The sequence below is a fragment of the Streptomyces sp. SID3343 genome (assembly GCF_009865215.1).
Taxonomy (GTDB): domain Bacteria; phylum Actinomycetota; class Actinomycetes; order Streptomycetales; family Streptomycetaceae; genus Embleya.
The window spans coordinates 1-11,881 of the sequence record NZ_WWJX01000505.1 but is presented as its reverse complement, the minus strand read 5'-3'; the positions used below and the strand labels follow the sequence as shown (position 1 = coordinate 11,881).

11 protein-coding genes and 2 tRNA genes are annotated in these 11,881 nt (G+C 70.6%); 10 read left to right on the top strand and 3 right to left on the bottom strand.

Going from position 1 to position 11,881, the window contains the following annotated elements:
• The coding region (locus tag GT354_RS16045) for a zinc-dependent metalloprotease (RefSeq protein ID WP_161356991.1) at nt 1-1,052 on the bottom strand (1,052 nt) is incomplete at its 3' end.
• A gap of 25 nt (nt 1,053-1,077) precedes the next feature.
• Between GT354_RS16045 and GT354_RS16040 the strand changes: the two genes are divergently transcribed.
• The 5 genes from GT354_RS16040 (at nt 1,078) to GT354_RS16020 (ending at nt 4,627) form a co-directional block, all read left to right on the top strand.
• Nucleotides 1,078-1,242, top strand: coding sequence for a hypothetical protein (locus GT354_RS16040; RefSeq protein WP_161356990.1), 165 nt, complete (start codon nt 1,078-1,080; stop codon nt 1,240-1,242).
• A 73-nt stretch (nt 1,243-1,315) separates the two neighbouring features.
• Nucleotides 1,316-2,494 carry an NAD-dependent epimerase/dehydratase family protein gene (locus GT354_RS16035; RefSeq protein WP_346012047.1) on the top strand — a complete coding sequence of 393 codons (1,179 nt, stop codon included), beginning with the start codon at nt 1,316-1,318 and terminating at the stop codon, nt 2,492-2,494.
• Nucleotides 2,495-2,722: 228 nt separating this feature from the next.
• Complete coding sequence (locus GT354_RS16030; protein WP_161356989.1) at nt 2,723-3,145, top strand: molybdenum cofactor biosynthesis protein MoaE; 423 nt, start codon at nt 2,723-2,725, stop codon at nt 3,143-3,145.
• A gap of 145 nt (nt 3,146-3,290) precedes the next feature.
• Complete coding sequence (locus GT354_RS16025) at nt 3,291-3,527, top strand: hypothetical protein (protein WP_161356988.1); 237 nt, start codon at nt 3,291-3,293, stop codon at nt 3,525-3,527.
• Between the two features lie 47 nt (nt 3,528-3,574).
• A complete protein-coding gene (locus GT354_RS16020; RefSeq protein ID WP_161356987.1) occupies nt 3,575-4,627 on the top strand; it encodes a PDZ domain-containing protein in 1,053 nt (350 codons plus the stop codon).
• A 25-nt stretch (nt 4,628-4,652) separates the two neighbouring features.
• Here GT354_RS16020 and GT354_RS16015 read toward each other — a convergent pair whose 3' ends face one another.
• On the bottom strand, nt 4,653-5,201 hold the full coding sequence (locus GT354_RS16015; protein ID WP_161356986.1) for a PPA1309 family protein: 549 nt from the start codon (nt 5,199-5,201) through the stop codon (nt 4,653-4,655).
• A 153-nt stretch (nt 5,202-5,354) separates the two neighbouring features.
• On the opposite strand from GT354_RS16015, the gene GT354_RS16010 reads away from it, so the two are divergent.
• Together GT354_RS16010 and GT354_RS16005 are read left to right on the top strand one after the other, a co-directional pair.
• Nucleotides 5,355-8,426, top strand: coding sequence for a UPF0182 family protein (locus GT354_RS16010; RefSeq protein WP_161356985.1), 3,072 nt, complete (start codon nt 5,355-5,357; stop codon nt 8,424-8,426).
• A 110-nt stretch (nt 8,427-8,536) separates the two neighbouring features.
• Nucleotides 8,537-8,610 (top strand) — tRNA-Met (locus tag GT354_RS16005).
• Nucleotides 8,611-8,759: 149 nt separating this feature from the next.
• On the opposite strand, the gene GT354_RS16000 is transcribed toward GT354_RS16005, so the two are convergent.
• The gene (locus tag GT354_RS16000) at nt 8,760-8,972 is read right to left on the bottom strand and encodes a hypothetical protein (protein WP_161356984.1); all 213 of its coding nucleotides are present in this window, start codon (nt 8,970-8,972) and stop codon (nt 8,760-8,762) included.
• Between the two features lie 398 nt (nt 8,973-9,370).
• Between GT354_RS16000 and GT354_RS15995 the strand changes: the two genes are divergently transcribed.
• From GT354_RS15995 to GT354_RS15985, 3 genes are all read left to right on the top strand, one after another.
• Nucleotides 9,371-9,447 (top strand) — tRNA-Met (locus tag GT354_RS15995).
• A 179-nt stretch (nt 9,448-9,626) separates the two neighbouring features.
• Nucleotides 9,627-11,564 (top strand): tetratricopeptide repeat protein, encoded by a 1,938-nt coding sequence (locus GT354_RS15990; protein WP_161356983.1) that lies wholly within the window; start codon nt 9,627-9,629, stop codon nt 11,562-11,564.
• Nucleotides 11,565-11,690: 126 nt separating this feature from the next.
• The coding region (locus GT354_RS15985) for a hypothetical protein (RefSeq protein ID WP_161356982.1) at nt 11,691-11,881 on the top strand (191 nt) is incomplete at its 3' end.

Sequence of the window (11,881 nt, the reverse complement as noted above, 5' to 3'; positions counted from 1 at the left end):
CCCGCCGACGGCAGGCGCGGCGCGGCGGCGCTGTGCACGACCGCGTCGACCCAGCCCTCCACGAGCGCCAGCGCCGTCTCCAGGCGCGAGAGCGCGGTCTTTTGCTCCGGCGTCTCCTCGGGCTCGAACAGGCCCTGTGAGAAGGCCTCCTGCAACGCCTCGGGGTTGCTCGGGTCGATCCGCCCCGCGGCTTCCTCCAGGCGGCTCATGTCGACCTTGATGCCCCGCGCGTACGCCTCGACGGCGCCGAACAGGTGCTGACGCAGCCACGGCACGTGTGCGAACAGGCGCTGGTGCGCCGCCTCGCGCAGGGCCAGGTACAGCCGCACCTCGTCCTGCGGCACCGACAGACCCTCGCCGAACGCGGTGAGGTTGGCCGGCAACAGCGCCGCCTTGCCCGCAGGGCCGATCGGCAGCCCGATGTCGGTCGAACCGACCACCTCGCCCGCGAGCGCGCCGAGCGCCTGACCGACCTGGGCGCCGAACATCGCGCCGCCCATGCCGCGCATCATGCCGAGCAGCGGCCCGGCCATGCTCTGCATCTCCTCGGGCATCATCTCGCCCATCGCGGCGACGACCCGGGTCGCGAGCGGCTCGACCAGCTCGCGCCACTGGGGCAGCGTCGCCTCGATCCACTCCGACCGACTCCACGCCGCAGTCGTGCTCACGCCGGAGGGCAGCGAGGTCGCCTCGTCGAGCCACAGCTCCGCGAGCCGCACGGCCTCCTCGACGCCCCCGCGCTCGACCGCGCCGATCGACGCGTCGCCCTGCTGCGCGACCGTTTGGCGGGCGATGTCACGCGCGAGGTCCCAGTTGACCGGCCCGCCCTCGTAGGACAGCAGCTTGCCCAGCTGCTGGAAGGCGGCGCCGAGATCGGCCTGGTTCATCTGGCCGAAAAGCGCGCCGAAGGGGTTGTTCGGATCACCGGCGGGCCCGCCGAAGCCGAACGGGTTGTTGGACCCGGGGCCGCCCGCATCACCCGAACCGCCGCCGGGGCGGTCGGGATCGTCGTCGCCCGAGGGCTTGCCGAAGCCGAAGGGGAAGTCAGCCATGGTGGGGCCCCTCTACGTTGTGCACGTGCGCGGCGCGCTCGTTGCCGACCATCGAATGCTGACTCACGGTTACCTCGTCTCGCTGGGCCTGCCCGCCGTCCCGGCCGGAGGCGACACCGCCGCAGCGCCGATTCGCGCCTGGCGTGAAGATCACAACAGCACCTCCGGCAGGATGGATCGCGGACACTGACAGGAAAGGCAAGCAGTCGCGCGTACCTTTCTTGACGAACCGCTCGTACCAAACTAACCACGGGAGACCGCCAGTGAGTTCCCAGCCCCCACGCGTTCGCTCTGGGCGGAGCGGGCGGGAGAGCACGAGCGAAGGCTCGGACCCGCAGGCCGAGCCGACCGCCGCGAAGTCACCCGACAAGGGTGCACCCAAGGTGCGCCCGGTGGTCGCGGTCACCGGCGCCGCCTCCGGTCTGGGCCACCGTGTCGCCTCGCTTTTGGCCGCGAACGACCAGGTCAAACGGCTGATCGCGATCGACGAGCGGCGCGGCGACATTCCCGGCGCGCAGTGGCGGATCATGGACGTCCGCGATCCCGCGCTCGCGGGACGCCTGGAGGGCGTCGACGTGGTGGTGCACCTCGCGCTCGACATGTCGCTCGACTCCGAGCCTCGCGCCCGAGGGGCCCGAAACGTGCGCGGTACGCAGACCGTGCTGACCGCCGCCGCGGCTTCGCGCGTGCCCAGGGTCGTGCTGTGCACGTCGGCCATGGTCTACGGCGCGTTGCCGGACAACGACGTACCGCTCGCCGAGGACGCGCCGCTGCGCGCGACCGCCGACGCGTCCCTGGTCGGCGACCTGCTGGAGATCGAGGAACTCGCCGAGCGCACCCCGCGCGCCCACCCGCACGTCAAGGTCACCGTGGTCCGCCCCGCGACCCTGGTCGGCGGCCCCGAGGCCGACAGCGTGATGACCAGGCACTTCGAGGCGCCCCGGCTGCTCGTGGTGTCCGGCGGGCAACCCCGCTGGCAGTTCTGTCACCTGGACGACCTCGCGTCGGCCCTCGAATACGCCGCCTTGGGCAAGGTCGAGGGCGTCGTCACCGTCGGTTCCGAGGGCTGGCTCGAACAGGAGGAGATCGAGGAACTGTCGGGCATGCGCCGCATGGAACTGCCCGCCTCGCTCGCCCTGGGTACCGCCGAACGGCTGCACCGCCTGGGTATCACGCCCGCCCCGGCCGGGGACCTTGCCTACACGATGCACGGCTGGGTGGTCTCCTCCGAGCGCCTGCGCGACGCCGGCTGGCGCCCGCAGTGGACCAACGAACTCGCGTTCGCGGTGCTCCTGGAGGACGTCGAGGGTCGGCACACGCTGGTCGCGCGCCGCCTCGGCCGCAAGGACGCGACCACACTCGGCGCGGCGGGCGCGACGGTGGCCCTCGTGGGCACGGCTGCGATCGTACGCAAGGTGCGGCGTCGCCGACGCGGCTTTTGACCCGTCCGCGACGAGGCCCGCGGTGCGGGCCGGGCCCGCCCACCCGGCTCTCCCGCCAAGGTTTCGGACCGAGGTCTCGGGCGGGTGTCTCGGGCGGGGGCCTCGGACCGACGACCGGGGTGCGGACCGCGATCGGTTCCGTGACCGTTTCGGCGCAGTGCGCGACATCCGCGGCCCAAGAGGACCGCGACGCCTGCGCGCCGTGCCGCGCGCGCGATACTGCCCGGTATGGACGTCATCCGCATCGCCGAGATCCGCGACACGCCGTTGTCCGTCGACGAGGTTTTCACCGCCGTCGGGGACGCCTCGGCCGGCGGTACGAGCCTGTTCGTCGGTACGGTCCGTGACGCCGACGGCGGACGCTCGGTCACCTCGCTCGAATACTCCGCGCACCCGTCGGCCCAGGCCGAACTGCGCCGCGTGATGGAAAAGATCGCGGCCGACCTGCCCGTGCGTGCGATGGCCGCGGTCCACCGGGTGGGCCGGTTGGACATCGGCGACCTCGCGGTCGTGGTCGCGGTGTCGTGCCCGCACCGCGCCGAGGCCTTCGCCGCGTGTCGGCGGCTGATCGACGAGCTCAAGCACGACGTGCCGATCTGGAAACTCCAACACTTCGTGGACGGCGACTCGGACTGGGTCGGCGCCTGCTGACCGCATCGGCGCCCCCGGTGCATCTCGGCCCGGGCACCGCCGCCCTCACGCGGCCCGGAAAACCCACGAGTGCGAAATGCACCATCAACCCCACATACATATGATTTAGGACGTCAACTCTCTCCTCGCGCGGACGGGGCATGTCATGGCGTCGATCGCATGGTGGTGGGCGATTCCGGGCATCGCCCTGGTGATCGCGGCGACGTGGGCGTGGTGGACCTGCCGCTCCGATCGAACGCCGAGCATGCACGACTCGATGGCCGACTACGAGGCGTGGACCGCGGTGTTCGGCCGGGTCCGCGACGCGGACCCCCTGGGTTACGAGAAGACCGACGACCACGCGCCCGAAACGCTCCTGGAACCGCCCGGCGAAAGCCCGTGAAGGACCGGCCCACACCGCGGGAATCCGGGTGCCGTAGGGTCGGGCGCATGTCGCGCCGCACCGCCACACTGGTCGTCTCCGGGCTCCTGCTGCTGGCCTTGGCCTGTGCCGTCGTCCTGTCTCCGGTGCCCTATGCCGAGCTCAGCCCCGGCCCCACGTACAACACGCTGGGCGACCACGACGGCAAGCCGGTCATCGAGATCGAGGGTCAGCAGACATATCCCACCAGTGGTCACCTGAACATGACCACGGTGTCGGTCACCAACAAGAGCTACGACATGCCGCTGCTCGACGCGCTGGCCGGCTGGGTCAAGGGCGACAACGACGTCGTCCTCAAGAAGTCCCTGTATCCGGACGACAAGTCCGCGGCCGAGGTCGAGCGGGAGAACGCCGAGGAGTTCAGCTCCTCGCAGGAGCACGCCAAGGTCGCCGCGCTGCGGGCGTCGGGCTTCACGGTGGACATGCTCCCGATAGTCGCGACCGTGTCCAAGGACGCGCCCGCGCTCGGCAAACTGCACGCAGGTGACGTGATCCTGGCCGTCGACGGCACCCCGGTCACCAAGCCGGAGGACGTCGCGCCGGCGATCACCAAGCGCAAGGCGGGCGACCCGGTCACGCTCACCGTGGACCCGGCCGAGGCCCGCGGCACCCGGCGCGACGTCACGGTGATCACGCGCGCGGCCGAGGACGACGGCCGGCCGCTGGTGGGCATCACGCCCGGCGAGATGCCCACGTTCCCGTTCAAGGTGGAGATCCACCTCGAGGACGTGGGCGGCCCGAGCGCGGGACTGATGTTCGCGCTCGGCATCGTCGACAAGCTCACCCCCGAAGACCTCACCGGCGGCAAGTTCGTGGCCGGCACCGGCACGATCGACAACGACGGCAAGGTCGGTCCGATCGGCGGCATCCAGATGAAGACCATCGGTGCCCGCGACAAGGGCGCCAAGTACTTCCTCACGCCCGAGTCCAACTGCGCCGCGGCCGCCCAGGCCAAGCCCGACGGGCTCACCCTCGTGCGGGTCGACTCGCTCCGGGACGCGCTCGACGCGCTCAAGACGATCCGCACCGGTCAGGGCGCGCTGACGGAATGTCATGCGTGACCGGTACGGACCGTCCCGGCGTCGACTAGCCCTCGTCGCCGTCGCCGTCGCCGAACGTCGCCAACAGTGCCTCGGCCAACCCGGGCACCAGGTCCGCGCCCGACAGCACCTCGGAGTCGTCGTCCTTGTCCCGAAGCCGCACCGCCGACTCGCGCGATCCGTCGCGCAGCACGCCGACCGCGAGCCGGACCTCCTGCCGCTGCGGGTGCGTCGCGACCCAGTCGTGAATCTCGCGCTGACTGCCGACCGTGGGCATGTCCGCCTCGGCCTGCGGCGGCAGCATCAGCCGCTCGACCACGAGCGCGCAGCCGAGCACGGCCTCGGGCCACGCGATGCTCGCCAGGAACTCGTCGATCGGAGTGTTCTCCGGGACCTCCTCCTGCTCGATCGGAGTGAGGGTGTCGATGGGGGCGTCACGATCGGCGGACAGGCCGATCTGGGCCGCGAGGTCGGGCTCGGTACGGGCCAGCTCCGCGGTGTCCACCAGCGCGTAGAGGCGAGCCTGCTGGTCCCAGCCGTAGGCCGAGACGTGACGTTCGATTTCGAGGACGGCCTGGGTGAGTGCAACGGTCATGCCCCCATCTTCCCGTCTTTCCCGCGCGCGGGATCACGACCCTGTATCGGCCGCGTATGTGGGGAACCACCCCTTGTCTCGGTAAGTTGACCCATCGAGCGCCGACCGGGCGCGTCCAGGTAATGATCGAGGTGCGCACCCTTGGTTTTTCAGATGCCCGAACGAGGTGACCCAGGTGGTCGCCGGATCAGAATGGGAGCTCCGTCCCGCAGGTCCAGAACCCTGCTCCTGACGCTGGCCATCCTCGTGGTGATCGTTGTCGCGTGGGTGCTGTTCGCGAATTTCTGGACGGATTGGCTCTGGTACAAGTCGGTCGGCTACGGAAACGTATTCACGACCAAGCTGTGGACGCGCATCGGGTTGTTCCTGGTGTTCGGTCTGCTCATGGCCGTGGCCGTCGGCGTGAACGTCTACATCGCCTATCGACTGCGACCCGCATTCCGGGGAATGTCGCTCGAACAGCAAAGCCTCGACCGCTACCGCTCGGCCATCACGCCGTTCCGTACGTGGTTGTTGATCGGTCTCTCGATCATCATCGGCATCATCGCCGGTACCTCGGCGTCGGGGCAGTGGCGTACGTGGCTCCAGTTCGTGAACGGGGTCTCGTTCGGGGTCAAGGACCCGCAGTTCCACAAGGACGTGTCGTTCTATGCGTTCGACCTGCCGTTCTACCGGTTCCTGATCAATTTCGCGTTCGTCGCGGTCGTCGTCGGCCTCGTCCTCGCGGTGATCACGCACTACCTGTACGGCGGACTTCGCGTACAGAGCCCGGGTTCGCGGGCCACCCCCGCGGCGCAGGCGCACCTGTCGGTGCTGCTCGGGCTTTTCGTGCTGTTCAAGGCCGTCGCGTACTGGCTCGACCGGTATTCGCTCGCGATCTCGTCGGGTGATTTCAAGCAGGCCTCGCAATTCACCGGCCTGCGGTACACCGACGCCCACGCGGTATTGCCGGCCAAGACGATTTTGTTCATCGTCGCGCTCATCTGCGCGGTGCTGTTCTTCGTCAACGTCTTCCGCCGCACGTGGGCCCTGCCGATCATCGGCTTCGGCCTGATGGTGCTGTCGGCCGTGCTCATCGGCGGGCTGTACCCGGCGATCGTCGAGCGCTTCCAGGTCAAGCCGAACCAGCAGGCCAAGGAAGCCAAGTACATCGAGCGCAACATCCAGGCGACGCGCGACGCGTACGACATCGACGACGTCAAGGCCGAGTCGTACATCGGCAGCGTCGAGGTCAAGCCCGAGCTCAAGGACCAGGCCGTCAACGCGGCCAGCATCCGCCTGCTCGACCCGAACATCGTCTCGCCGACGTTCCAGCAGATGCAGCAGCTGCGCCAGTACTACGGGTTCGCCACGACGCTCGACGTCGACCGCTACGTGATCGGCGGCAAGACGCAGGACACCGTCATCGCGTTGCGCGAGCTGAACCCCAAGGGCAGCCAGTCGCACAACTGGGTCAACGACCACACCAAGTACACCCACGGGTACGGCGTGGTCGCGGCCGAGGGCACGAAGGTCACCGGCGCCCCCGAGGGCAAGCCCGTCTACATCGAGGGCGACATCCGCACGGACGCCGAGGAGAAGGGCAAGCCGAGTCCGCTCGGCCCCTACCAGCCGCGGATCTACTTCGGCGAGCAGACCACCGAGTACTCGATCGTGGGTGGCCCCAAGGGCTCCCAGAGCACCGAGGTGGACTACCCGACGAGGGACGCGGCGGGACAGGCGACGTACACGTACACCGGCAAGGGCGGCGTGCCGATCGGTGGCACGTTCAACAAGCTGCTGTACGCGACGAAGTTCAAGGAGGGCAACATCCTGCTCTCCGACACGATCAACAAGGATTCGCGGATCCTGTACAACCGCACGCCCAAGGAGCGCGTCGAGGCGGTCGCCCCGTGGCTGACCATCGACGGCGACCCGTATCCGGCCGTGATAGACGGCAAGGTGCAGTGGATCGTGGACGCGTACACGACCAGCAACGGTTATCCGTACGCGACTCGCACGACGCTGGGCGACGCGACCGCGGACTCGCTCAACGCAGGAGACCGCGCCCGCGGCGCGGTGGGCCAGACGGGCAACGTCAACTACATCCGCAACTCGGTCAAGGCCACGGTGGACGCCTACGACGGCACCGTGAGCCTCTACCAATGGGACACCCAGGACCCGGTCCTGAAGACCTGGATGAAGGCGTTCCCGGGCACGGTCAAGAAGAAGACCTCGATCCCGCCGGCGCTGATGGAGCACCTGCGCTACCCGCAGGACCTGTTCAAGGTGCAGCGGGACCTGTTGACCCGCTACCACGTCACGGACCCGCGGACCTTCTTCAACGGCTCCGACTTCTGGAAGGTCCCCAAGGACCCGTCCGGTCGTCAGGCGGGGATGGGCGACCAGCCGCCGTACTACCTGTCGATGAAGATGCCGCAGGCACCCGGCGGGCCGGTGGACGACGCCCAGTCGTTCCAGCTCACCAGCACGTTCGTGCCCAAGGACCGGCAGAACCTGGCCGCGTTCATGGCGGTCGACTCCGAACCCGGATCACCGGGCTTCGGCCGGGTCAGACTCCTGACCCTGCCCCCGGAGACGGCGATTCTCGGCCCGGACCAGATGCAGAACCAGTTCAAGGCGAGCGCCGGAGTCGCGAACCTGTTGAACATCCTCAAGGGCGGTGACACGCAGGTCGTCTACGGCAACCTGCTGAGCCTGCCCGTCGGGAACGGGATGCTCTACGTCGAGCCGGTGTACGTCCAGGCGACGTCCGCCAACTCGTACCCGGTGTTGCAGAAGGTGCTGGTCTCGTACGGCGGCAACATCGCCTTCGAGGACACCTTGGACCTGGCGCTCGCGTCGGTGTTCAAGGCCCAGCCGTCGACGACACCGCCGGACACCACCACCCCGCCGCCGACCACCGGAACGCCACCGACGACGACGCCACCGGTGGAGAACCCGACGGTCAAGCAGGCGCTCGCGGAGGCCGGCCAGGCCCTCAAGGACGCCGACGCGGCCATGCGGGCCGGAGACTTCGCCAAGTACGGCGAGGCGCAGAAGCGCGTCCAGGACGCGATCAACCGGGCCATCGCGGCCGAGGCGGCCACCGGGACCCCGGCGACGGGCACCCCGCCCGCCGGCACTCCGGGCACACCGCCTGCGGGGACCCCGGGTACTCCACCCGCGGGAACCCCACCGGCCTCGACTCCGCCCTCGGCGCCGCCGGCGTCGACGAAGCCGTAGCGCCGGGCAGCCCACGCGATACGCAGGCCCGTCCCCTTCGGGGGGCGGGCCTGTCGCGTTGTCGATTTGGTGTGCGGGTCCCGGTCCCGTAAGCTCAAGACACAACGCATCGCGGGGTGGAGCAGTTCGGTAGCTCGCTGGGCTCATAACCCAGAGGTCGCAGGTTCAAATCCTGTCCCCGCTACTTGGGTAGTACGCGAAAGGCCCGGTTCTCACGAACCGGGCCTTTCGCGTGTGCCGTGACCTTCGGGAGCCCTGCCGGGCGTGGCCCGCTCGGGTCGATGCGCGTCCTGTTGTGGATGGGCGTACGTGCCGAGCGGGACGGCGGGAGGGCTAGAGCGCGATCTGACGGCGGCGCTTGGCACGCAGCGGGGCCATCAGGGTGACGCGCGACAGGCGGTGCGTGCCGTGCTCGGTACGCCCGACCAGACTCTTGATGATCGCGGTCGATTCGAGGCTGTTGGCCGTCTCCTGCGTGGAGGCAAGGCCGATGAGGGCGAGGTGCCGGTCGAGGCGCTCGCCCATGCCGCTTCGGCCTGCGTCCATCGGCGGAACCGGGACTCGGCGCGGCTGGCTCGGATGGTCCAATCCTGATATGACCACGACGCAGACCGTACCCCATCGGGGGCGCGCCGTGACGGCTTCCCGACCCGTGTCGAGACCGGATCGTGTCCCCGAATGGCCGGCAACCCTGTTGTGGCGCAAACGAACTGCCGGGCATCCTGGGGTTATCGGGGTCAAAGGGGACAGCTTTCGAAATCTGGGGAGCTGCAGGACGTTCACTCCAAGGTCTGAATCCGGCCGACGTTCGCGCACTGCGCGGGCGAGCGCGTGGCGGGCGGTCCGTGAGTGGCTGTCGCGTGATCGCCCCGCCTGCCGCGAGGTCGGCCGGTCGGCCGTGATTTGCCTGGCCCTCGCCTCTGTCGTAGAGTCGTGTTCACCGACGCGGGGTGGAGCAGCTCGGTAGCTCGCTGGGCTCATAACCCAGAGGTCGCAGGTTCAAATCCTGTCCCCGCTACCACAACGAATGGCCTGGTCCCTGGGACCGGGCCATTCGTGCGTTATCGGGACGTGTCGCCGGCCGTGGTGCGCCGAGCCCTCGTTTCGAGGCGACTTCGCGGCGTCTTCGAGGCTCGCAGCGGCCCCGTCGTTGCCGAATCGCGACTGCATGGATGCGTCCCGAGGTGCCACGATGGACCCATGGGGGCGTGGAAGGGACATCGCGGACGGTCGGGCGAGGGCCCGCCGTCGGAGTCGGACGTCTACGAAGCCGTACCCGAAGGGCCCGAAACCGTGGTCCTCGATCGCGGCCGGGCGAGTGCGTCCACACCCGCGCACCCCGACGACTACGCGGTCCTGGTCCCCTTCCGCCCGCGTCGGCGCGGCCCCGGCGGCAGCGTCGACGGGCACGAGGCGCTCGACCGGCACGAATCGGCCGAACTCGAACGCCGCTACCGCGAGCGGGCCGGACGCAGCCCCTCCGCGGCCAACTCGCTCGCGCTCATGCTGCTGGAGCGCGGCGAACAGGACGAGGCGGTCGACCTGTTGCGCCACGCGGCCGAGGCCGGCCACCGCGGCGCCGCGACCAACCTCGGGGTGCTGATGCACCGTCAGGGGCGGGTCGACGAGGCGTCGCGCTGGTGGCATCGCGCGGCCGAGGCGGGCAGCCGGATCGCGGCCTTCTCACTCGGCGCGCTGCTGCTCGACCGCGCCGACGAGACGCGCGCGGAGGGCGGCCCGGGCGCGAGCGTGGGCACCTACAACGACTACAACGACCTTGCCGAGCAAGGCGTCTACTGGCTGCGCAACGCGGCCGAGTCGGGGCACGTGCGGGCGGCGCTCACGTTGGGCGAGTTCTTCGAGCTGACCGGCCGGCCGGGCGCCGAGCGGTGGTATCGGCGCGCGGCCGAGGCGGGCCACCCCGAAGCGGCCTACCGGCTCGGTCGGATGGGACAGGAGCGCGACGACGAGCGGTCCGCGTCGGCGTGGTTCCTGCGCGCGGCCTCGTGCGGGCACGTGCGGGCCGCGGTGCGGCTCGCGACGTCGCTGGAGCGCTCGGGCGACACCGCGGAGGCGATGGCCTGGTATCGGCTCGCCGCCGAGGAGGGCGACGCCGAGGGCGCGCGGGCGCTGGGCTTCCTGCTCCAGGACGCGGGCGACGCCGCCCAGGCCGCGCAGTGGTGGCAGGTCGCGGCGGAGGCCGGCGACGGCACGGCCGCCAACGCGCTCGGGGCGTGGTTCGCCGCGAAAGGGCGCTCCAACGAGGCGGCGCTGTGGTACGAGCGGGCGGCAGCTCAGGGAGAGTGCAACGGCGCCTTCAATCTCGGCCTGTTGCACGCCGAGCACGAGGACGGTGTGGGCGCCGAGCGCTGGTTCCGGATGGCCGCCTACGCGGGGCACGGCGATGCGGCGAACGCGCTCGCGGGGCTGCTCCTGGAGCGCGGGGACGAGGAAGAGGCGCGGATATGGTTCGCGCGGGCGGCCGAGGCGGGCAGCGTGGACGGCGCGTACAACCTCGGCATCCTGCACGCGCGCGAGGGGCACGACGACGACGCGGAGGGCTGCTGGAGCCGGGCCGCGGAGGCGGGGCACCCGGACGCGGCGTTGCAGATGGGTCTGCTGCTGGAGCGGCGCGGCGACGCGGAGGGGGCGGCCCGCGCCTACGAGGTCGCGGCGCGGGCGGAGCGGCCGACGGCCGCGTTTCGGCTCGGGGCGATGCTGGGACAGGCGGGCGAGGTCGAGCAGGCCGAGCGGTGGTACGGCGTGGCGGCCGACGCCGGGCACGTCACGGCGGCGCTGCGGTGCGGGGTCTCGTGTGCGCGGCGCGGTGACGACAAGGCGGCGGCTCGGCGGTTTCGGGTCGCGGCACAGGCGGGCAGCGTGTCCGGCGCGTGGAACCTCGCGCTGTTGCACCTGCGACACGGCGACCCCGACGGGGCCGAGCCGTGGCTGACGGTCGCGGCGCGGGGCGGGCACGGGCGGGCGGCGTTGCGGCTGGTGGTGCTCGCGCTGCACCGCGGCGACCTGGCGGACGCCGAGCACTGGTGCGGCCCCGCGATCGAGCACGGTCCGGCCGACGTCGCGGCCAAGGCCCAGCGGTTGCTGGACGCGTTGCGCGCGGAGTCGCTGGCCAGTTGAGCCCGGCCGGGGCCGTTCATCGCCGTCGCCGCCGCTCGGTGCCCGGTGCCGGGGCGCTCGGGGAGCTCCGGTCGGGCGTAGGGTTCGTGCTCTTGCGGGGACGGGAGACGACGACGGATGACTCGGATGAATCGATGGGGGCGGCTGTATCGAGCGCGGCGTGGTGGGCCCGCGGTCGGTGAGCCGATTCCGGCGGGGGAGTGGCCGGCCCCGGACGCGAACGCCGACCACGCGCTGCGTCTGCTGTTCCACCTGCGCGCGCTCGTGCTCGCCGCCGACGGGCCGCCCGCCGCGACCGCCGAACGGGTCGCCGCGTT

Coding starts and splice junctions, on each gene's coding strand:
- GT354_RS16030 (WP_161356989.1), top strand. CDS start 2,723: ATGGACGTCATCCGCATCGCCGAGATCCGCGACACGCCGTTGTCCGTC.
- GT354_RS16025 (WP_161356988.1), top strand. CDS start 3,291: ATGGCGTCGATCGCATGGTGGTGGGCGATTCCGGGCATCGCCCTGGTG.
- GT354_RS16020 (WP_161356987.1), top strand. CDS start 3,575: ATGTCGCGCCGCACCGCCACACTGGTCGTCTCCGGGCTCCTGCTGCTG.
- GT354_RS16015 (WP_161356986.1), bottom strand. CDS start 5,201: ATGACCGTTGCACTCACCCAGGCCGTCCTCGAAATCGAACGTCACGTC.
- GT354_RS16010 (WP_161356985.1), top strand. CDS start 5,355: ATGCCCGAACGAGGTGACCCAGGTGGTCGCCGGATCAGAATGGGAGCT.
- GT354_RS16000 (WP_161356984.1), bottom strand. CDS start 8,972: ATGGACGCAGGCCGAAGCGGCATGGGCGAGCGCCTCGACCGGCACCTC.
- GT354_RS15990 (WP_161356983.1), top strand. CDS start 9,627: ATGGGGGCGTGGAAGGGACATCGCGGACGGTCGGGCGAGGGCCCGCCG.